Source organism: Stenotrophomonas sp. PS02300 (genome assembly GCF_029959395.1).
Classification (GTDB): Bacteria; Pseudomonadota; Gammaproteobacteria; order Xanthomonadales; family Xanthomonadaceae; genus Stenotrophomonas; species Stenotrophomonas maltophilia_AD.
In genome coordinates, this window is record NZ_JASCOP010000007.1 from 1 (window position 1) to 20818 (window position 20818).

The 20818-nt window shown below is 67.2% G+C and carries 21 protein-coding genes and 2 pseudogenes; 10 read left to right on the top strand and 13 right to left on the bottom strand.

The features are described 5' to 3' along the window. Window positions 1-341 (top strand): annotated as a pseudogene (locus tag QMX79_RS02940) (serine protein kinase RIO); the annotation flags it as partial. A gap of 89 nt (window positions 342-430) precedes the next feature. Here QMX79_RS02940 and fghA read toward each other — a convergent pair. The 3 genes from fghA to QMX79_RS02955 are packed head-to-tail and all read right to left on the bottom strand — an operon-like array spanning window position 431 to window position 2719. Next, complete coding sequence (fghA, locus tag QMX79_RS02945) at window positions 431-1261, bottom strand: S-formylglutathione hydrolase (RefSeq protein WP_282244213.1); 831 nt, start codon at window positions 1259-1261, stop codon at window positions 431-433. A 17-nt stretch (window positions 1262-1278) separates the two neighbouring features. Continuing rightward, window positions 1279-2388, bottom strand: a complete 1110-nt coding sequence (locus tag QMX79_RS02950) for an S-(hydroxymethyl)glutathione dehydrogenase/class III alcohol dehydrogenase (RefSeq protein WP_282244214.1) — start codon at window positions 2386-2388, stop codon at window positions 1279-1281. A 55-nt stretch (window positions 2389-2443) separates the two neighbouring features. Next, complete coding sequence (locus QMX79_RS02955) at window positions 2444-2719, bottom strand: metal/formaldehyde-sensitive transcriptional repressor (RefSeq protein WP_282244215.1); 276 nt, start codon at window positions 2717-2719, stop codon at window positions 2444-2446. Between the two features lie 123 nt (window positions 2720-2842). Here QMX79_RS02955 and QMX79_RS02960 point away from each other — a divergent pair, with 123 nt between their 5' ends. From QMX79_RS02960 to QMX79_RS02970, 3 genes are all read left to right on the top strand, one after another. Then, window positions 2843-3136: a hypothetical protein gene (locus QMX79_RS02960; protein WP_282244217.1), complete on the top strand. Its 294-nt coding sequence runs from the start codon at window positions 2843-2845 to the stop codon at window positions 3134-3136. Between the two features lie 21 nt (window positions 3137-3157). Continuing rightward, complete coding sequence (locus QMX79_RS02965; RefSeq protein ID WP_282244219.1) at window positions 3158-4108, top strand: cation diffusion facilitator family transporter; 951 nt, start codon at window positions 3158-3160, stop codon at window positions 4106-4108. A gap of 108 nt (window positions 4109-4216) precedes the next feature. Then, window positions 4217-7012 (top strand): PAS domain-containing protein, encoded by a 2796-nt coding sequence (locus QMX79_RS02970; protein ID WP_282244221.1) that lies wholly within the window; start codon window positions 4217-4219, stop codon window positions 7010-7012. Between the two features lie 17 nt (window positions 7013-7029). Here QMX79_RS02970 and QMX79_RS02975 read toward each other — a convergent pair whose 3' ends face one another. The 6 genes from QMX79_RS02975 to QMX79_RS03000 form a co-directional block, all read right to left on the bottom strand. Further along, entirely contained in the window at window positions 7030-8010 is a 981-nt protein-coding gene (locus QMX79_RS02975) for an AraC family transcriptional regulator (protein ID WP_282244223.1), read from the bottom strand. Between the two features lie 141 nt (window positions 8011-8151). Beyond that, window positions 8152-8301: a hypothetical protein gene (locus QMX79_RS02980; protein ID WP_282244225.1), complete on the bottom strand. Its 150-nt coding sequence runs from the start codon at window positions 8299-8301 to the stop codon at window positions 8152-8154. A 57-nt stretch (window positions 8302-8358) separates the two neighbouring features. Further along, window positions 8359-8628 (bottom strand): DUF2845 domain-containing protein, encoded by a 270-nt coding sequence (locus tag QMX79_RS02985; RefSeq protein ID WP_282244227.1) that lies wholly within the window; start codon window positions 8626-8628, stop codon window positions 8359-8361. An 89-nt stretch (window positions 8629-8717) separates the two neighbouring features. After that, on the bottom strand, window positions 8718-9701 hold the full coding sequence (locus QMX79_RS02990; RefSeq protein WP_282244229.1) for a glycoside hydrolase family 43 protein: 984 nt from the start codon (window positions 9699-9701) through the stop codon (window positions 8718-8720). A gap of 37 nt (window positions 9702-9738) precedes the next feature. After that, window positions 9739-11103, bottom strand: a complete 1365-nt coding sequence (locus QMX79_RS02995; RefSeq protein WP_282244230.1) for a HAMP domain-containing sensor histidine kinase — start codon at window positions 11101-11103, stop codon at window positions 9739-9741. After that, window positions 11100-11843: a response regulator gene (locus QMX79_RS03000; RefSeq protein ID WP_282244231.1), complete on the bottom strand. Its 744-nt coding sequence runs from the start codon at window positions 11841-11843 to the stop codon at window positions 11100-11102. The genes QMX79_RS02995 and QMX79_RS03000 overlap by 4 nt, the downstream gene beginning before the upstream one ends. A gap of 244 nt (window positions 11844-12087) precedes the next feature. On the opposite strand from QMX79_RS03000, the gene QMX79_RS03005 reads away from it, so the two are divergent. Genes QMX79_RS03005 through QMX79_RS03015 form a run of 3 tightly spaced genes read left to right on the top strand, consistent with a single transcriptional unit; the run spans window position 12088 to window position 14123 of the window. Then, entirely contained in the window at window positions 12088-13119 is a 1032-nt protein-coding gene (locus QMX79_RS03005) for an alpha/beta hydrolase (RefSeq protein WP_282244232.1), read from the top strand. 33 nt (window positions 13120-13152) lie between these two features. After that, window positions 13153-13569: an organic hydroperoxide resistance protein gene (locus QMX79_RS03010; RefSeq protein WP_282244233.1), complete on the top strand. Its 417-nt coding sequence runs from the start codon at window positions 13153-13155 to the stop codon at window positions 13567-13569. 11 nt (window positions 13570-13580) lie between these two features. Then, the gene (locus tag QMX79_RS03015) at window positions 13581-14123 is read left to right on the top strand and encodes a thioredoxin family protein (RefSeq protein WP_282244234.1); all 543 of its coding nucleotides are present in this window, start codon (window positions 13581-13583) and stop codon (window positions 14121-14123) included. A gap of 2 nt (window positions 14124-14125) precedes the next feature. Here the strand turns inward: QMX79_RS03015 and QMX79_RS03020 are convergent, their stop codons facing one another. Further along, complete coding sequence (locus QMX79_RS03020; RefSeq protein WP_282244235.1) at window positions 14126-14962, bottom strand: hypothetical protein; 837 nt, start codon at window positions 14960-14962, stop codon at window positions 14126-14128. A 176-nt stretch (window positions 14963-15138) separates the two neighbouring features. Here QMX79_RS03020 and QMX79_RS03025 point away from each other — a divergent pair. Next, window positions 15139-15543 (top strand): annotated as a pseudogene (locus tag QMX79_RS03025) (VOC family protein). A gap of 9 nt (window positions 15544-15552) precedes the next feature. On the opposite strand, the gene QMX79_RS03030 reads toward QMX79_RS03025, so the two are convergent. After that, window positions 15553-16182, bottom strand: coding sequence for a hypothetical protein (locus QMX79_RS03030; protein ID WP_282244236.1), 630 nt, complete (start codon window positions 16180-16182; stop codon window positions 15553-15555). A 15-nt stretch (window positions 16183-16197) separates the two neighbouring features. After that, window positions 16198-17088, bottom strand: a complete 891-nt coding sequence (locus QMX79_RS03035; protein WP_282244237.1) for a LysR family transcriptional regulator — start codon at window positions 17086-17088, stop codon at window positions 16198-16200. A 104-nt stretch (window positions 17089-17192) separates the two neighbouring features. Between QMX79_RS03035 and QMX79_RS03040 the strand changes: the two genes are divergently transcribed. Next, window positions 17193-18245 carry an NAD(P)-dependent alcohol dehydrogenase gene (locus tag QMX79_RS03040; RefSeq protein ID WP_282244238.1) on the top strand — a complete coding sequence of 351 codons (1053 nt, stop codon included), beginning with the start codon at window positions 17193-17195 and terminating at the stop codon, window positions 18243-18245. Window positions 18246-18300: 55 nt separating this feature from the next. Here the strand turns inward: QMX79_RS03040 and QMX79_RS03045 are convergent, their stop codons facing one another. Beyond that, the gene (locus tag QMX79_RS03045) at window positions 18301-19665 is read right to left on the bottom strand and encodes a glutamate--cysteine ligase (RefSeq protein WP_282244239.1); all 1365 of its coding nucleotides are present in this window, start codon (window positions 19663-19665) and stop codon (window positions 18301-18303) included. Window positions 19666-19896: 231 nt separating this feature from the next. On the opposite strand from QMX79_RS03045, the gene QMX79_RS03050 reads away from it, so the two are divergent. Then, window positions 19897-20727: a helix-turn-helix transcriptional regulator gene (locus tag QMX79_RS03050; protein WP_282244240.1), complete on the top strand. Its 831-nt coding sequence runs from the start codon at window positions 19897-19899 to the stop codon at window positions 20725-20727. Window positions 20728-20818 lie beyond the last annotated feature (91 nt).

Below are 20818 nucleotides of genomic sequence, written 5' to 3' on the forward strand. Positions count from 1 at the left end.
TGCTGGGGGGCCCCGTGGGGCCGGTGGTGAGCGATTTCCCGCAGGTGGTGAGTGCCGGTGGCAACAATGCCGCGCGCAGCATGCTGCTGCGCGACGTCAACAACCTCACCGCCTACCTCGGCCGCTCGGCCCCGGAGCTGCTGGACACCTGGTACGGCGAAGAGATGTGGGCGCTGTTCGAGGCCGGTGAACTGCTGCCGGACAGCCCGCTGACCGGTGAATTCGTCCATGACGAATCCACCATCGACCTGGACAGCGTGCGCCACGCGATCAACGACGCGCGCGAAGAAGCGCTGATCCGCCAGCAGGGCCGCGAAGCGGCGGAAGAAGAAGACGCCTGATGCGGTACAGCCACGCAGGGCGTGGCTCTACGCGATCAGACGACCGAACCCACCTGCGGTAGAGCCACGCCCTGCGTGGCTGCGCCTGCTCAGGCGTACAACGCCTTGGCGTGATACGCGATGTGCTCGCCGATGAACGACCCGATGAAGTAATAGCTGTGGTCATACCCCGGCTGCATCCGCAGCTGCAGCGGGTGCCCCGCCGCCGTGCACGCGGCCTGCAGCCACTGCGGCTGCAGCTGGCTGTCCAGGAGCTCATCGCCGGCGCCCTGGTCGACCAGCAGTGGCAGCTTCTCGGTGGCCGTGGCCACCAGTTCGCTGGCATCCCACTGCGCCCAGCCAGCACGATCCTCGCCCAGGTAAGCGCTGAAGGCCTTCTGCCCCCACGGCACCCGGGTCGGGGCCACGATCGGCGAGAACGCCGACACGCTGCGGTAGCGCCCAGGGTTGCGCAGCGCGATCACCAGCGCGCCGTGGCCGCCCATGGAATGCCCGCTGATGCTGCGCGCGCCGGTGGCCGGCAGGTGCGCCTCGATCAGCGCCGGCAGCTCGTCAACGATGTAGTCGTGCATGCGGTAGTGCGCCGCCCACGGCTGCTCGGTGGCGTTGAGGTAGAACCCCGCGCCCTTGCCCAGGTCGTAGCCCTCGGCATCGGCCACGTCATCGCCGCGCGGGCTGGTATCGGGCGCGACCAGGATCACCCCGTGCTCGGCCGCGTACCGCTGCGCGCCGGCCTTGGTGATGAAGTTCTGCTCGGTGCAGGTCAGCCCGCTCAGCCAGTACAGCACCGGCAGCTTCTGCGTGGCCGCCTGTGGCGGCAGGTACACCGCCACCTTCATCTCGCAGTTGAGCACCGCCGAGCGGTGCTGGTACACGTCCTGCCAACCGCCGAAGGCGGCGCGGTGTTCGATGCGTTCCATGGGCATTCCCGCCGTGATCAGTAGTGGACGACCGAGCGGATCGACTTGCCTTCATGCATCAGGTCGAAGGCTTCGTTGATCTCGTCCAGGCCCATGGTGTGGGTGACGAACGGCGCCAGTTCGATATCGCCCTTCATCGCATCTTCGACCATGCCCGGCAGCTGGCTGCGACCCTTCACGCCGCCGAAGGCGGTGCCCTTCCACGAGCGGCCGGTGACCAGCTGGAACGGGCGGGTGGAGATTTCCTGGCCCGAACCGGCCACGCCGATGACCACCGACTGGCCCCAGCCGCGGTGCGCGCATTCCAGCGCCGCGCGCATCACGTTGACGTTGCCGATGCATTCGAAGGTGTGGTCCACGCCCCAGGTGGTCATTTCCACGATGACCTGCTGGATCGGCTTGTCGAAGTCCTTCGGGTTGATGCAGTCGGTGGCGCCGAACTGTTTGGCCAGTTCGAACTTGGAGGGGTTGGTATCGATGGCGAAGATGCGACCGGCCTTGGCCTGGCGCGCACCCTGGATCACCGCCAAGCCGATGCCGCCCAGCCCGAACACCGCCACCGAATCACCTTCCTGCACCTTGGCGGTGTTGTGCACCGCGCCGATGCCGGTGGTCACGCCACAGCCGAGCAGGCACACATGCTCCGGGTTGGCCTCCGGGTTGATCTTCGCCAGCGAGACCTCGGCCACCACCGTGTATTCGCTGAAGGTGGAGCAGCCCATGTAGTGGTAGATCGGCTGGCCGTTGTAGGAGAAGCGGGTGGTGCCGTCGGGCATCACGCCCTTGCCCTGGGTGGCACGCACGGCCACGCACAGGTTGGTCTTGCCGGAAGTACAGAACAGGCACTCGCCGCATTCGGCGGTGTACAGCGGAATGACGTGGTCGCCCGGCTTCACGCTGGTCACGCCCTCGCCCACTTCCACCACGATGCCGGCGCCTTCATGGCCCAGCACGGCCGGGAACAGGCCTTCCGGATCATCGCCGGACAGGGTGAAGGCATCGGTGTGGCAGACCCCGGTATGGGTGATGCGCACCAGCACTTCGCCCTTCTGCGGCGGGGCGACGTCGATCTCGACGATCTTCAGCGGTTCGCCAGCGGCGAAGGCAACGGCAGCACGGGATTTCATGGGGAGGTCTCCAGGACAGATGACAAGGCGGGACAGCGCGCGGCGAAGCGCACGCTCATTTCAGGTAGGAACGGATCAGCGCGCTCATGTCGCGCACGCGCTCGGCGCGCTGCACATCGGACTGCGCCGGCTGGCCGAATTCTTCGCGCAGGTGGGCTTCCATCACTTCGGACATCAGCCCGTTGACCGCGCCACGGATGGCGGCGATCTGCTGCAGTACCGGACCGCATTCGGCGCCCACTTCCAGCGCGCGGTCGAGCGCGTCGCACTGGCCGCGGATGCGCCGCACCCGGGCCAGGACCTTCTTCTTTTCTTCCGGGGAGTGAGGCACGGCAGCGCGACCAGAGAACTATACTGGGGGATAGTATACACAACCGGGCGAGCGGCGCTGCACGGCGCCGTCACGGCTGGCCATGGATGCTCATCCCAACCCCACCCCAGCCGCGGACCGACGATGCCCGATGCCCCTCCTTTCGTTGTCCGCTCGTTCGAAGCCAACTACGCCGCTTCCGGCAGCGTCGAACGCATCCTGTCCCTCACCGTGGACTGCAGCTGCGGCACCACCTCCTCGTGCGGATCGAGCCAGCTGATCCACCTGCCCGGTGGCGCGCTGTTCCGCTGTGAGCGCTGTGGCTCGCACCAGGCGATCAGCCATGCGCGCCTGGACGCCAGCAGCGCGCCCGCACCGATGCTGCGCACCCCGGCCGCGCTGCGCGCCGCCGCGCCGGTGGTCACGCTGCGCTCCTGATCCACCGCGTTCCCTGCTGACATGGCCACGCCGTCCGGCTCCCGTCTGGTTGTCTACGCCGCGCTCGTCGGCAACCTGTGCATCGCCATCGCCAAGTTCGTGGCCGCCGGGCTGTCGGGCAGCTCGGCAATGCTCAGCGAAGGGGTGCATTCGCTGGTGGACACCACCAACGAACTGCTGCTGTTGTACGGCCTGCACCGCGCCGAGAAAAAGCCCGACACCGTGCACCCGTTCGGCTACGGCCGTGAACTGTATTTCTGGAGCTTCATCGTGGCCCTGCTGGTCTTCGCGGCCGGCGCGGGGGTCTCGGCGTATGAAGGCATCCAGCACATCCGTCACCCGGAACCGGCCACCAACCACACGGTGAGCTACGTGGTGCTGGGCATCTCGTTCGTGTTCGAAGGCGTTTCATGGTGGGTGGCACTGCGCGAGTTCCGCGCGACCAAGGGCTCACAGGGCTATTTCGAAGCCTTCCGGCGCAGCAAGGACCCCACCACCTTCACCGTGTTGCTGGAAGACAGTGCCGCGTTGCTCGGCCTGGCGTTCGCCGCCATCGGCCTGGCCGCAGCGCAGTGGTTGGACATGCCGGTGCTCGATGGCGTGGCCTCGCTGTGCATCGCCGGCGTCCTGGCGGCCACCGCGTTCCTTCTGGCACGCGAGACCAAGGGGCTGCTGGTCGGCGAGCCGGCCCACCCGCACGTGGCACAACGCATCATGGCCGTGGCCAACACCGATGCCGACCTGCGCAGCGCCAACGGCGTGACCACCATGCAGATGGGCCCGGACCAGGTCGTGGCGATGCTGAGCGCCGAATTCGAAGACGACCGCACCACCCCGCAGATCGAGGCGTGCATCACCCGTATCGAACGCGCGGTGAAACAGGAGTACCCGGAGCTGGTGGCGCTGTTCGTCAAGCCGCAGACGCCGGAGGTCTACCGGGCGCGGCGCGCGGCACTGGGTGATCCGGGATGAAGGCTTCAGCTCGCGCCCCGGCCCGGGGGGATCCGTCTTCATGGTCGCTACACGCGATCAGATAATCTAGCCGGCCTGCGCACGCCCCACTTTGCCCGCGAGACCTCTTTGAACGTTACCGATCCCACAGACAAGCACAGCGGGCGCGACACCGAGCGGGTGAAAATGGCGCTTGCCGCCGGCGCGATCGTGGGGACGTGGTTCTGGGACGTGACCCACGACCGGCTTACCGTCGACGAGGCGCTGACCCATGCGTTTGGCCTGGACCCTGGTGCCGCCCACCGCGAGCTGCGCCTGGAGCAGATGCTGTCGGCCGTGCATCCGGATGACCATGCCGATCTGGCAACGGCCATCAGCGAGGCGCTGATGCGCGGCGGCCGCTACGCGCACCAGTACCGCACGCGCAACGCCGAAGGCCAGTACCGTTGGATAGAAGCGATCGGCCGGGTCGACCTGGACGCCGAAGGGCGCGCTACCGGGTTCCAGGGCGTGCTGATCGACATCGACGAGCGCCGCCAGATCGAGAGCGAGCGCGACCAGGCCCAGACGTTGTTGCGCTCCTTCGTGGATGCTGCCCCGGGCGTGGTGTACGCCAAGGACCGCGGAGGCCGGCTGTTGATCGGCAACCACGGCACCACCGAACTGATCGGCCTGCCACCGGAGCAGTACGTCGGGCGTACCGATGCCGAACTGTTGAATGATCCGGTGCAGGCAGCCGCGGTCATGGCGACTGACGAACGCATCATGGCCACCGGGCAGTCCCAGCAGCTGGAGGAGGAAATCAATTTCCCCGACGGCCGCCGCGCACACTGGCTGTCGACCAAGGCGCCGCTGCGCGATGCCGACGGCACCGTGATCGGGCTGATCGGCACCTCGCTGGACATTACCGAGCGCAAGGCCGCCGAAGCACGCCATCAGGAAATCGAAGAGCGCTACCGGCTGGCGGCGCGCGCCACCAACGATGCGATCTGGGATTGGCGCATGGCAGACGGCCAGGTCATCTGGAACGAGGCACTGGCCGATCTGTTCGGCCATGACCGGATGGAAACCGACGCGCAGTGGTGGCTCGACCACATCCACCCGGAGGATCGGGCGCGCGTCGATGCCGATATCCATGCGGTGATCGCAAGCGACGGCACGGTCTGGTACGGCGAGTACCGCTTCCGCCGCAGCGACGGCAGTTACGCCGATGTGCTCGACCGCGGTGCGGTGCTGCGCGGCGTGGACGGCGAGCCGCTGCGCATGATCGGCGCGATGCTGGACCTCTCCGCCCGCAAGGTGGCCGAGGCGGCGTTGGCAGAGAGCGAAGAACGCCTGCGCTTTGCCACCGAAGCCGGCGACATGGGCTTCTGGGACGTGGACCTGGTGCACGACGTACTGATCTGGCCGCCCCGCACCAAGGCGATGTTCGGGATCTCCGCCGATGTCGAGGTCGGCATGGGTGACTTCTACGCCGGCCTGCATCCGCTCGACCGCGAGGCCACCAGCGCCGCCTTCGCGGCGGCCGCCGATCCGGCGCAGCGCGCGCTCTACGACGTGGAATACCGCACCATCGGCAAGGAAGATGGCGTGGTGCGCTGGGTTGCGGCCAAGGGGCGCGGCCATTTCGAGGGCGACCGCTGCGTGCGCGTGGTCGGCGTGGCGATTGAAGTCACCGCGCGCAAGGCCGCCGAAGCGCGCCTGCAGGAACTCAACGAGCACCTGGAAAGCCGCGTGCTGGAAGAGGTGGCCGAGCGCACCCGGGTGGAGGATGCGCTGCGGCAGAGCCAGAAGATGGAGGCGGTAGGCCAGCTCACCGGCGGCATCGCGCACGATTTCAACAACATGCTGGCCACGGTGATCGGCCCGCTGGATCTGTTGTCGCTGCGCTTGGGCGACGCCGACCCACTCATCAACCGCTACATCGACATGGCCATCGATGGCGCCAACCGTGCCGCACAGCTGACCCAGCGATTGCTGGCCTTCTCGCGCCAGCAGCCGCTGCAGCCGGTACCGGTGGATGCCAACCAGCTGGTGGTGGGCATGTCCGACCTGTTCGTGCATTCGCTCGGCGGCAGCATCCGCCTGCAGACCGTGCTGGCCGCCGACCTGTGGTTGACCTTCGCCGACGCCAATCAGTTGGAAAACGTCATCCTCAACTTGGCGGTCAACGCCCGCGATGCCATGCCCGGGGGCGGCCATCTGGGCGTGGAGACCGCCAACTGCGTGATCGATCCAGGCAACGCCACGGCGCATCCGGAGGTTCCGAGCGGCGAGTATGTGCTGATCACCGTGTCCGACAGTGGCGCCGGCATGTCGCCGGAAGTGATCGCCAAGGCATTCGATCCGTTCTTCACCACCAAGCAGGTCGGCCAGGGCACCGGACTGGGGCTGTCGCAGGTATACGGGTTCGTGAAGCAGTCTGCCGGCCATGTGAAGCTGTGCTCGACGCCCGGCGAAGGCACCACGGTGAGGCTCTATCTGCCGCGCCTGGTCGCCGAACCGGCGGCAGCGTACGTGCCTGCGGTGCGCGATGCCATCGTGCCGGGCGGCGGCCGCGAGTTGATCCTGGTAGTGGAAGACGAACCGGTGGTGCGGCAGTTTTCGGTGGAAGCGCTCACCGCGCTGGGTTACGACGTGCTGGCCGCAGAAGGCGCGGCCACGGCGCTGTCGCTGCTGGACACCCACCCGGCCATCGCGCTGTTGTTCACCGATGTGGTGATGCCGGAAATCAACGGGCGCCAGCTGGCCGACGAGGCCCTGCGCCGCCGTCCGGACCTGAAGGTGCTGTTCACCACTGGCTACAGCCGCAACGCGCTGGAGCGCGATGGCGTGATCGCCCCGGGCGTGCAGCTGATCGGAAAGCCGTTCACCGTCGATTCCCTGGCCACGCGCGTGCGCGCGGTGCTGGCCGGGGCCGGCTGAGCAGGAGAGCTGGCGCCTCAGCGCTTGCTTCGGCCGGCCATGTTGGCCCGCCATGAGTCCAGCGCCGCCGCCAGCTCCATCGACGGATGCAGGCCGAACGTGCGGTGGTACATGCCGGCAAAACGCCCCTGGTCCCACACCCCGTACCGTGCGCACACCGACGTGACGGTATCGCCCGGGGTGGCCTCGCGCAGCGCCTTGCGGATCACGTGCAACCGTTCCAGCATGAAGTACTGGTGCGGCCCCATGCCGAACACTTCATCGAATGCGCGGCTCAACGAGCGCTGCGAGGTGCCGGCGCTCAGCACCAGGTCACCGATCACCGCCTCCCCCCGGATGCTCTTGTGGATGTGGTCCAGGCTGAGACGGATGATTTCGTTGCGCGGCAATGTCGGCCGCCCTCGGGTGCGCCGCACGGCTTCGGGGTTGGCCAGCACCATGCAGCGCAGCAGCGCGTGGATGACCTGGCCACTGAACGACCGGCGCACGCTGGGCTCGTCGAACACGCTGGGGGTCTGCCGGTGGATCGCCAGCGCGCGGGTGACCAGGGTGATGACCGGTGCCATCTCGGCACGGCCGACATTCACTGCGTAGGTGCGATCAATATGGTCGTCGAACAGTTCGGCCACTTCGCGCGCGCGCTGCACTACCGCAGTGGTATCCATGTCCAGCGCAATGAACTTCGATTGCGTGCGGGTAAAACCGTGCACCTCGACACCGGGGGCGAACCAGACGAACTGGTCATCAGCGGTCGCGCTCCCCTGCATGAACGCGTCGCTGCCGGGCAACGAGATGTGCACCACGTAACGTCCGGGCTGGCTCAGCCCGTTGTACAGCGCCGGGGCGCCATCCTGGCCGAGCATCGCGGTGACGTCACCGGCATCCAGGATGTCCAGTGTCCAGGCCCGACCCACCGGCCCGGTCACGCGCATCAGGCCATCCACGCCCGCGAGCGCGTCGGCGTAGGCCTCGAAGTCGGTGAAGCTCAGCAACGGCATCGGAGTTACCCGGTTCCGGTGGGACAGGATGCTTCAGCGGCGCCGGCCACGAAACCGAACTTGCACGGCTTCGGGACCGGTATTTGTACTTGCCGGGGTGGGTCGGCTACGTTGTGAAGGGGGTGAAGCGAACGGAAGCGATCAGGTCGGCGCGAAACCGCGCGTGCTCTTCTTCTCGTTCTTTTCCGCCTTCTTTTCCTTCGCAGTCTTGGCAGGTTTTTTCTTCTGCTCTTTCTGCTTGTCCAGACCCTTGGCCATGACGGCATGCTCCCTGTAGATGGCGTGCAGCATGGCACATTGCAGGGCTGCCGGACGCATTGGCGGACGAATGGTCCGCCCGGCGCGTGATCAGTTGAAGATTTCGCGGATGGCGGTGACCCGGCCGTCCCGGAAAACGATCTGGATGGTCTTGCGCGACTGGTAATACTCCCAGCGCTCGCCCAGGTTTCCGCCCTGGTCACTTTCTTCCTGGATCACCCGGTCCGGCTTGCCGGCCACCTGGGTCACCCTGCCTGCGTTGTCGCCCGAGTTCACCAGGTTGTTGCCGAACCGTACGCTGTCGGCCATCGCCGTGCCGGCCATCAGGCCCAGCGCCAGCACCCATACACTCCTGTTCATCATCCCTGCTCTCCTTGTACCCATGGCGGGTAAGCCATGGGCAACTTTGCCATAAACCGGCTGCGGCGGTCGCAGGAAGGGCATCCGCCTCAGGGCAACGGATGCGCCGGCACGCCATCGTGGGTCATCTTCACGGGCAGGATGTGCCCCTGCGCATCGAACTCCATGCGGTCGATGGCGGTGGCACGTTCATTGCGGCCGGTCTTCCCCAGCGGGCGCCGGTGGTAGACGATGTACCAGCTGTCGTCATCGGGCGCATGGATGAGCGAATGGTGGCCGGCGCTGGTGGCAATGGCCGGGTCCTGCTGCAGGATCCGGCCGATCCGCTTGAACGGCCCCGTGGGCGCGTCGGCGATGGCGTAGGCCACCGAATAATCCGGCTCGCCCCAGCCGCCTTCGGACCACATGTAGTAGTAGCGGCCGCCGCGCTTGAACATCAGCGAGCCCTCGACATACTCCGGCGCGGGGGTGATTTCCTTGTACAGCGTGCCATCTGGCAGCGGCTCGATGCCGGTGAAATCGTCCTTCAGCCGCACGATGTTGGCGTGCTTCCAGCCGCCGTAGAGCATGTACCAGGTGCCGTCGTCGTCCTTGAACACGAACTGGTCGATGGGCTGGGCGCCGTTGCGGAATGAGCCGATCAGCGGCTTGCCCAGCAGGTCGCGGTACGGGCCCTCGGGCCGGTCGGCCACGGCCACGCCAATGCCGCCCACTTCGCTGTCATTCTTGATGTCATTGGCGGAGAAGAAGAAATAGTACTTTCCGTCCTTCTCCACCACCGACGGGGCCCACAAGGCCTCTTTGGCCCAAGAGACCGCTTCGATCTTCAGCACCCCGGGATGCCGGGTCCACTGCACCAGGTCGGGCGACGAAAACGCGTCGAACGCGGTCTGCTCGGCATAGGGTCGCGAGCTGGTCGGGAAGATCCAATAGGTCTTGCCGAACACCGCCGCTTCCGGATCGGCATACCAGCCGGGCAGGATCGGGTTGCCGGACATCGGCGCGGCCACCGCGCCAAACGAAACCGCTGCCGCCAGTGCTGCGGCCACCATCATCGTGCTGCGAACCCCCATGCCCTGCCCTCCCATGCCAGATCATCGAGGGGCCAGTTTAGATCGATTCAAGCGCCGACTTTGTGCGCACTGCAGCATTTTCCCGTGGCAGTTCCAAGGCTGCGCGCAGCCCGCCACCTTCCCGATTGGCCAGGGTCAACCGCCCACCCAGCGCGCGGCTGAGCTGGTCGGCGATGGCCAGACCCAGCCCGGTTCCACCGCTGGTCCGCCCACGCGAAGGCTCCAGCCGATGGAACGGCTGCAGCACGGCCGCCAGTGACGCCTCGGGGATGCCTGGCCCGCGGTCCATCACATCAATGCTCACCCCGCCCTGCGCGCCTATGGTCAGACCCACGTCGGCGCTGCCGGCGTACGCCAGCGCGTTGTCGATCAGGTTCTGCACCACCCGCCGCAGCACCTGCGGGTGGGTCTGCAGCGTGGCCTGGGCACCGGCCACGCGCCGCACCGGCTTGCCCACCTCCTCGTAGTCGCCCACCACGCTGTCGAGGAACGCGGGCAGATCGAGCTGCACCGGGGTGCCCATGCTGACGGTTGCGCTGCGCGCGTAATCGATGCCCTCGCGCACCAGCTGGCTGAGCTGGGTCACATCGCCCAGCAGGCGCTCCTGCGCGGGTGTCTCTTCCAGCGATTCAATGCGCAGCCGCAGGCGCGTGATCGGCGTCTGCAGGTCGTGCGAGATCGCCGCCAGGATCTGCATGCGTTCGCTGACATGCGCGGCCACGCGCGATTGCAGCGCGTTCAGCGCGCGTGCCGCGGTCGCCACTTCCTGCGGTCCCTGTTCGCTGATCGCATCGCCCTGCCCGGCCACGTCCAGGCGGTCGGCGGCGTCGGCCAGCCGTACCAGCGGGCGGGTGGCCAGGCGCACCGCCAGCCACACGCAGCCCAGCAACAGCAGCACCTGCGCGGCGAGCACCCACGGCAGCCAGCGCGCGATCGGCAGCAGCGAAGGCGTGACTTCGATGGTCAACGGCTGGCCATCGGCCAGGGTCAGCTCCACTTCGTAGCGCTCGGGCGACGCCGAGACCGCGCGCGGGCGCAATGCATAGCGGTGTGCCAGCGAATCATCGATCAACCCGGCCACCTGGCGTGCACGCTCGCTGGCCAGCGCGCTGCCCGGCTGTGCGGGGCGCAGCAGGTAGCGGTAAGTGCGCCGTTCCAGCTGCGGCAGCCACGCCGTGCGTTCGGCCGGAGAAAGATGCTCGAGCAGCGCCACGCTGAGCGGCACGTCATCCTCCATGTTGCTCAACATCATCGCGCGCGTGGCGGTGGCGCGCTCCTGGAACAGCAGCGCGAACGACAGGCCATGGGCAAGCAGCATGCCGGCCGCCAGGATCAACAGCAGCCGCGTACCCAGCGTGCGCGGCAACCAGGAGAACCTGCGGGGCTGCACGGCAGCGTTCATGCGTCCTCGTCGAGCAGTACGACCGGCTGGCTGAACACATAGCCTTCGCTGCGCACGGTCTTGATGAAGGTCTGTTCGCGCGCGCCATCGCCCAGGCGCTGGCGCAGGCGGCTGACCAGCAGGTCGATGGAGCGGTCGAACAGTTCGGCGTCGCGCCCTTGGGTCAGGTTGAGCAGCTGGTCGCGGCTGAGCACGCGCTGCGGATGGTCGATGAACACCCGCAGCAGGCGGAACTCGCCGCCACTGAGCGGATACACCGTGCCGGCCTCATCCAGCAGGTGCCGCGCACTGGTATCCAGCCGCCAGCTGCCAAAGCGGATCAACCGTGCGGCCTCGCTCACCTGCAGGTTCGGCGGCAGCATGCGCGCGCGCCGGATCACCGCAGTGATGCGCGCCAGCAGCTCGCGCGAGGAGAACGGCTTGACCACGTAATCGTCGGCGCCCATTTCCAGCCCGATGATGCGGTCGGTTTCATCATCGCGCGCGGTCAGCATCACCACCGGCACGGCGCGGTGCTTGCCGGCGCGCAGGTTGCGGCACAACGACAGCCCGTCTTCGCCCGGCATCATCACGTCCAGCACGATCAGGTCCACGTCGCTGGTCTCCAGCGTGGCGCGCATTTCGCGCCCGTCGGCCGCCTGGCTCACGCGCAGGCCGTTGCGGCGCAGGTAGTCGCCCACCAGCTGGCGGATATCGGCGTCGTCATCGACAACCAGGATGTGGTCGGTATGGGTGGTCATGCCTGCTCCGCGTGGTGGCCATCGGTGACCCGCTGCGGGCCCGTGGACGCATGGTATCGCCGCCAACGCGGCCCGGCGCCAACGCGGGGGCATCCATTTGTATGACTGTGTATCACCCCCCGCTGTGGTGCGGTAAGGCAACAAATCTCCGGGTTGGCGGACACCTGCCGGATACGGGCCGGGCGTTGAATGGCCTCCAACGCCGGCGGCTCCTCCGCTGGCCGCCCACCCCGAGGACACCTGCATGAACGCCATTGCACACATCGGTTCCACCTCCCCCTCCGCCGGTCGCCGGGGCCTGTCCCTGCGCGTAGCCGCCGCGCTGTTGACCGTGGCCCTGACGGCAATCGGCTCGGCCGCCGCCGCGCCTGCCCCCCATGCACTGGAAGCGAACAAGCATGTCGTCGCTGGCGATCTGGACGTGGCCTATGCCGAGTTGGGCCCGGCCGACGGCGAGGTGGTCGTGCTGCTGCACGGCTGGCCCTATGACATCAATGCCTATGCCGAGGTGGCGCCACAGCTGGCGGCCAAGGGCTACCGGGTGATCGTGCCGCACCTGCGCGGGTATGGCAGCACCCGCTTCCTGTCGGCGCAGACGCCGCGCAATGGCGAACCGGCCGCGCTTGCTTCCGATGTGCTGAACCTGCTTGATGCCCTGCACATCCCGCGCGCCAACCTGGCCGGCTTCGACTGGGGTGCGCGCTCGGCCGACATCGTTGCCGCATTGTGGCCGGAGCGGATCAAGTCGCTGGTCTCGGTCAGCGGCTATCTCATCGGCAGCCAGGAAGCAGGCAAGACGCCGCTGCCACCGCAGGCCGAGCTGCAGTGGTGGTACCAGTTCTACTTCGCCACCGATCGCGGCCAGGCCGGTTACGCACGCTACACGCACGACTTCGCCCGCCAGATCTGGCAGCTGGCTTCGCCGCAGTGGCGCTTCGACGACGCCACGTTCGCGCGCAGCGCCGCCGCGCTGGACAACCCCGACCACGTGGCCATCGTGGTGCACAACTACCGCTGGCGCCTGGGCCTGGCCGACGGCGAGCCGAAGTACGCTGCACTGGAGCAGCGGCTGGCACAGGCGCCGAACATCGGCGTGCCGACCATCACCCTGGAGGGCGATGCCAACGGCGCGCCGCACCCCAAGGCCGAGGCCTATGCCGCCAAGTTCACCGGTCCCTATGAGCATCGCCTGCTGCAGGGCGGCGTGGGCCACAACCCGCCGCAGGAAGCACCGCAGGCGTTCGTCCAAGCGGTGATCGATGCCGCTGCACTCTGATCCGCCCCCTTCATCCACACCGAGGCAATCCCCATGAATGCAATCGACAAGATTCTGTACACCGGCAAGACCCACACCGTCGGCGGCCGCGCCGGACGCGCGTACAGCGACGACGGCCAACTGGACATCGCCCTCTCCCCGCCGGGTAGCGGCAAGCCGGGCACCAATCCCGAGCAGCTGTTCGCGGCCGGCTGGTCGGCCTGCTTCCAGGGCGCGATGGCGAAGGCCGCGCGCGGCTTGAACCTGACCCTGCCCGCCGACACCGCCGTTGATGCCGAAGTCGACCTCGGCATGGTCGGCGAGGACTACCAGCTTCAGGCACGGCTGCGGATCAGCGTGCCCGGCATGGACCCCGCACAGGCCTCGGCACTGGTGGACGCAGCACACCGCACCTGCCCCTACTCCAAGGCCACGCGCGGCAACATCGACGTGCAGCTCTCGGTCGCCTGAGGAGATGGACCATGCGCATGCTTCGCCCGATCATCACCCTGCTGGCCGCGTGCATCTCCGCCAGCGCCTGTACGCCGGGCGCAGCGGCCGACCCGGTCCCGCCCAGCCCCAACATGCCGGCGCCGCAGGCGCCGGAGTTCACCGGCATCGAGCACTGGCTCAACGGCCCGCCGCAATCGCTGAGGCAGCTGCGCGGCAAGGTGGTGCTGGTGGAGTTCTGGACCTACTCCTGCATCAACTGCCTCAACGTGATGCCGCACGTGAAGCGGTGGCATGACACCTACGCCAGCCAGGGGCTGACCGTGATCGGCGTGCACACCCCCGAGTTCGGTTATGAAAAGCTGCCGCGCAACGTGGAGGCGGCAGTGAAGCGGCTCGGTGTCACCTGGCCGGTGGCGCAGGACAACGCTTACCAGACCTGGCGCGCGTACGGAAACCAGTACTGGCCGGCGCTGTACCTGATCGACCAGGAAGGTCGCATCGTCTACCGGCATTTCGGCGAAGGCGATTACGCGGCCACCGAAGCGCAGATCCGCAAACTACTCGCCTCATAGCCTCAGAACCGGTACACGAAACCCAGCCGAAGGCCGGCGTCCTTGAAGTCGACGTTGCCGCTGAAGCTGTCCTTGTCGGCGTCTGCCTCGATCCGGGTGTAGGTGTAGTCGAGGGTGAATCCGGTGCGCTCCCAGGGGAACCATTCCACGCCGGCGCGCCCGAAGTAGATGTCGCCGTCGATGTCATCCACGCTGACGGTGAAGTAGCCCACGTCGGCGGAAAGGCGCCAGTCGTCCGCCGGCGTCCAACGCCAGCCGCCGCCGATCATCGGCGCGGGCACATCGGCCGATACCCGGCTGCTGGCCGCGCCACCGCCCTGGTTGCCGCCCACGTCCACATCCAGCTTGATGCCCAGTTCCATGCGGTACCAGACCAGGCCGACGCGCGGACCCAATGCCCACTGGTCGTGCGATGCCGCCCACCAGGTATAGGACGCCTCGTAGGCATCGATATCCACATCGGTGCGTATCGTGCTGGACGCTTGATAGAGCGTTCCGTCGAACTCGATGTCGCGGTTGATCTGGCGGGTCGCATCGGCGCTCTGCGTGTAATACGAGAGCGCGAACTCATGCTTTTCCCACGGGCGCCAGGTCAGGCCGACGGTGGCGACCAGGTTGTCGTCGCCCAGCCCCAGGTCGCGGTGCAGGTCGATGTCGGTACCCCGCCTGCCTTCGCCATCGGCACGGATCTCGGTATCGAACGACGTCACATAGCCGCTGACATGTACGCTGAAGGTGTCCAGCGGTTCCACGGCGTGGGCGCATGGGGCGAACGCCAACACGAGTGTCGGCAGGCCGAGGATGAAGAGGGTGTTGCGGGACGGCAGGGAGAACGACATGACCGGTGCTCCGGGGTGGCCGAGCTCAAGGGAGTGGTGCGGGGTCCGCCAGACTGCAAACCATGGTTGCACCATTCAGGCCGGCGATGGTCAGTAAATGTACTTAATGGGGCAGCCAGGCAGGGCCTGGCTCTACGATGGCGTTTGGGCGGCTGCTTGCCTTTTGAGGATCCTGCATGGAGTTTCTGGTCAACATCGATGTCGACAATCTTGATGCGGCGCTGGCGTTCTACACGCGTGCGTTCGAGCTGCGCGCGGGACGGCGCTTCGGAAGCGACGGCGTGGAACTGCTGGGTGGACCGGCACCGATCTACCTGCTGGCCAAGGCATCAGGCAGCTAGGCCACGCCACAGGTGCGCGACCGCCGCGATTACCGCAGGCATTGGACGCCGCTGCACCTGGACTGGGTGGTGGATGACCTGGAAGCCGCCCTGGCACGGGCGGTAGGCGCAGGCGCACGCGTGGAACAGCCGCCGGCAACCCACGCCTGGGGACGCATCGCCCTGCTCGCCGATCCGTTCGGCCACGGCTTCTGCCTGCTGCAGTTCCTCGGCCGTGGCTACGACGAGATCAGCGACTGACGCGCGTCATCAGTGCGACAGGTACTGTTCGGCGGAAAAAGAGCGCAGGAAATCATCTGCCTCGCGCTTGGACATGCCGTTTTTGCGGGCGTCGGCAAAATCGCGCTGGAATTCCGCTGTTTTCTGGTAGGCCTCGAACTTCGCCGCGCGGTAGGCCGCGAACGCCGCAGCGTCCATCGCCTGGCGTTCGACCACCTTTCCGGCCTCCACCCGGATCAGCTGGTAGTGGTCGTAGGTGGACCCATAGCCCATGTGCACGTACCGGATCTGGCTTCCATCGGGGATCACCAGCGTACCGCTGTACCAGTCGGCCACCACGCGCGCGACGTCGGGAAACAGGGTCGGAAGCAGCTCCTTGGTTTCCTCCAGGGACACTGCGATGGTCACCGATGCCAGCACCAGCTGGTCCTGGTCGATGCGCCAGCGGGCCACGTAGCCGCGCCAGTTCGCGCTGGATGCCACGGTGTCTTCCGGCGGCGCCCAGCCGATCCGCTCCAGATGCGCGGACAGTGGATTGGTGTTGAGCGGCAATTTCTCGCCGTTCACCTCGATCGTGTCCGGAATCTGCGCAGTGGCCTGCACCGCCCCGGGGAGCAGCAACGCCAGCATGCACAGCACCACCAGGATCGAACGGATCATGCAGGTTCCCCTTTCTCAATCGGTCCCGCGCAGCATATCCACGAACGCGCGCAATGCCGAGGACATCTGCCGCTGGCGTGGGTAGTACAGCACCCAGCCGGCGAACGGTTCGCTCCAGTCTTCCAGCACCGCCACCAGCCGGCCATCGTCCAGGTAAGGGCGCGCCGCATCCTCCAGCACGTAGGCCAGGCCCAGGCCGTCCAGCACCGCCTGCAGGATGGTGTGCTGGTCGCCCAGCGTGAGCCGGCCCGGCACATCGATGTCCAGGGTCTGGCCATCGCGCTCGAACTGCCACTTGTACAGATGGCCGCTGGCGAAACGAAAACGCACGCACTCATGCTCCACCAGCTCGCGCGGGTGCAGTGGCACCGCCCGGTCCTGCAGGTAAACCGGCGAGGCCACGATCAGCCCGCGCAGCGGCGGCCCCAGCGGCACCGCCACCATGTCTTCCGGCACGAACTCATGCAGCCGCACCCCCGCGTCGTAGCCCTCGGCCACGATATCCACCAGCCCATCGTCCTGCGCCACCTCCAACCGCACATCCGGGTGCGCGCGCAGGTAATGCGCCAGGCGCGGGCCCAGCTCGGTATGCACCGCCGCGCGGGTGGCATTGATGCGCAGCAGCCCGGCCGGCGCCGCACGGAAGTGGTTCATCTCCTCCAGCGCGTCGTGCACCTGGCCCAGCGCCGGCTGCAGGCGGTCGAGCAGTCGCTGCCCGGCCTCGGTGAGGGCCACGCTGCGGGTGGTGCGGTGGAACAGCCCCACCCCCAACCGCTCTTCCAGCGCGCGGATCGCATAGCTCACCGCCGAGGTCGACAGCGCCAGCTCCGCCCCGGCACGGCGGAAGCTGCGGTGACGGGCTACCGCCGCGAACGCCGCCAGGTGGGTCAGGTTGTCAGTAGCCACGATTGTGCAGTCTGCCTTGATGAATCATGCCGATATACTGACTGTATACCCATGGGAAGCGGGCGTATTGTAAAGCGCCTTTCCATAAATCCCAGGATATCCCCATGTCCCTCGCCCATGGCTATGCCGTGCATGACCAGACCGCGCCGCTGGTGCCGTTCTCCTTCGAGCGCCGCCCGGTCGGTGCCGACGATGTCCGCATCCAGATCCTCTACAGCGGCATCTGCCACTCCGACCTGCACCAGGCCCGCGACGACTGGGGCGGCGCCCAGTTCCCGATGGTGCCGGGCCACGAAATCATCGGCCGGGTCACCGAAGTCGGCGCCAACGTCACCCGCTTCAAGGTCGGCGACTTCGCCGGCGTCGGCTGCATGGTCGATTCCTGCCGCCATTGCGACGCCTGCGACCACGACCTGGAGCAGTACTGCGAAAAGGGCCCGACCTACACCTACAACAGCAAGGAGCGCGGCAGCGACCAGCTCACCTTCGGCGGCTACTCCGACCACATCGTGGTTGAACAGCGCTTCGTGGTGAAGGTCTCCGAGACGCTCGACCTGAAGGCCGCCGCCCCGCTGCTGTGCGCCGGCATCACCACCTACTCCCCCCTGCGCCACTGGAAGGTCGGCCCCGGCCAGAAGGTCGGCGTGATCGGCCTGGGTGGCCTCGGCCACATGGGCGTGAAGTTCGCCAAGGCCATGGGCGCCACCGTGGTGATGATCACCACCACCCCGGAAAAGGGTGCCGATGCCAAGCGCCTGGGTGCCGATGAAGTGCTGGTCTCGCGCGACCCGGCGCAGATGAAGGCCCACGCCAACAGCTTCGACTTCCTGCTCAACACCATCCCGGTCAGCCACGACACCAACACGTACATGCAGCTGCTCAAGCGTGATGCCACCATGTGCCTGGTCGGCGTGATCACCGAACTGGACCCGCCGCTGATGGGTTCCAGCGTGATCTTCGGCCGCAAGCACGTGACCGGCTCGGCGATCGGCGGCATGGCCGAAACCCAGGAAATGATGGATTTCTGTGCCGAACACAACATCGTCAGCGACGTGGAAGTGATCGACATCAAGACCGTCAACGAAGCCTGGGCGCGCATGGCGAAGAACGATGTGCGTTACCGCTTCGTAATCGACATGGCGACGTTGGCGGCATAACGCTTGCGTTCGACAAGGTGACGACCAACGGTCGTCACCTACCGGTTCCGGTTGTTCAGTAAGCGAACTGCTTGAACACCGGGTCCACGCTCTGGTTCCACTCACCGTGGTACAGCGCCAGCTTGCGCTCGGCCGGGGTGATGCCCGACGCCACGATCTCCTGCAGCACATCCAGGAAGTGGCTTTCATCCTGCCCATCCGCATTGCGCGCCGCGCGTCGCTTCAGGCCCGCGATCGCGATCTTCAACGCCTCGGCCGCCAGGTCGCGCACCGTGCCACCGCGGAACGGCAGGTTCAGCGCATGCTTCGGTACGCCATCGCGCAGCGCATGGCGCTCCACCAGGCTGAAGTCACGCACCAGGTCCCACGCCGCATCCAGCGCCGCATCGTCGTACAGCAACCCCACCCAGAATGCCGGCAGCGCACACAGCCGCGCCCACGGACCACCATCGGCCCCGCGCATTTCCAGGTACTTCTTCAAGCGCACTTCCGGGAACGCCGTGGTCATGTGGTCCGACCAGTCACGCAGCGTCGGCAGCTGGCCCGGCAGCACCGGCAGCTTGCCCACCATGAAATCGCGGAAGCTCTGCCCGCTGGCATCGTGGTACACGCCATCGCGGTAAGAGAAGTACATCGGCACATCGAGCAGGTAATCCACGTAACGCTCGTAACCGAAGCCATCCTCGAACACGAAGTCGAGCATGCCCGTACGGTCCGCATCCGTGTCCGTCCAGATGTGCGAGCGGTAGCTCAGGTAACCATTCGGCTTGCCCTCGGTGAACGGCGAATCGGCGAACAGCGCCGTGGCGATCGGCTGCAGCGCCAGCGACACCCGGAACTTCTTCACCATGTCCGCTTCGGTGGCGTAATCCAGGTTCACCTGCACCGTGCAGGTGCGCGTCATCATGTCCAGCCCAAGCGAACCCACCTTCGGCATGTAGTCGCGCATGATGCGGTAGCGGCCCTTGGGCATCCACGGCATCTCCTCGCGCGTCCACTTCGGCTGGAAGCCCATGCCCAGGAAGCCCAGCTCCAGCTCCGCCGCCACCTGCGCCACCTCGTTGAGGTGCGTGCCGGTTTCCACGCAGGTCTGGTGGATGCTTTCCAGCGCCGCACCCGACAGCTCCAGCTGCCCGGCCGGCTCCAGCGTGACCGACGCGTTGTCGCGCAGCAGTGCGATGGTGCGGCCGTTCTCCTGCACCGGCGCCCAGCCGAAGCGGGTCAGCCCGGTCAGCAGCGCTTCAATGCCGCGCTCGCCATCAAAGGTGGGCGGGCGCAGGTCGTCCAGCCGGAAGCCGAACTTCTCGTGTTCCGTGCCGATGCGCCACTGCGCCTTGGGCTTTTCGCCGGAGGCCAACGTGGCGACCAGTTCATTGCGGTCGGTGATCGGCGTCTCGGCGACGTGGCTGGGGCTCGACAAGGGGAGGCTCGCAGGGATTCTGGACTGGACGGGGATGTGGGGCTGATCGCCCTGCATCGCAAGGGCGCAGTATAGGGTGGCCGTTCCGGCCGTCATGCCACCGTGACGGTTTTCTGCATCCTATTGGATGGGACTTGACCGCCTGCCATGCCCGCCGCGCCTGGCTTGCGCGCGTCGGGCCCGGTGCCCGGCAGCAGCAGGGCGCGCCCGCTTGGCCGATACTGCACCGCAATGGACATGCCCGTTACCCCCGATCCGCTGCTGGCCGAGATGGCCAGCCTTGCCGACTGCCAGCGCGCGGGCGGGTATGCGTGCATCACCGCGCGCCGCGAACACGGCGCCCAGTCGGTGGACATCCCGCAACCGCAGTTCGCCATCCTGCTGCAGGGGCGCAAGCAGGTGCGCACCGCACACCAGACCCTGCAGCTGGTGCCCGGCGACCTGTTCCTGATCACCCGCCGCTGCCGGATCGATGTAGTCAACACGCCCGACCCGCAGAGCGGGCTGTACCTCAGCGCGATCGTGCCGCTGTGCGCCGAAGCGTTGTCGGCCGCGCGCGTGCTGTGGAACGAGCCCTTGCCCGAGGCCGGCGACGCACTGGCCAAGCTGTCACTGCACGACCATGCCGACACCCTGCGCCAATGGCGGCAGGCACTGGAGCACGCCCAGTACACCGACGCCCGCCTGGCCCTGGCCTCGCTGGTGCTGGCCTTCTGCCGGCGTGGCCATGGCAGCCTGCTGGTGGCGCCCGAACCCAGCCTGGGCGAACGCATCCGCGACCTGATTGCCGCCCAGCCCGAGCGCGACTGGCAATCCCGTGATTTCGAAGCCCAGCTTGGCCTCAGCGGCGCCACCCTGCGCCGGCGCCTGGCCAGCGAGCAGTCCAGCGTGCGCGAGCTGATCGCCGATGCACGCCTGGCCCACGCCATGAACCTGCTCTACACCACGCAGCTGCCGCTCAAGACCGTGGCTGCCCGCGTCGGCTACCGCTCGCCGGGCAGCTTCAGCAAGCGCTTCGCCGCGCGCTACGGGCTGGAACCGACAGCAATCGGCAACAGCTGAGCGCACCGCGAGCGTTTCGCCGCGCATTCTGAGCGGAACGCCGCGCCCGCCCCGCGCACCATGCAGGCACCGCGGCGCTGCCGCCTTGTAT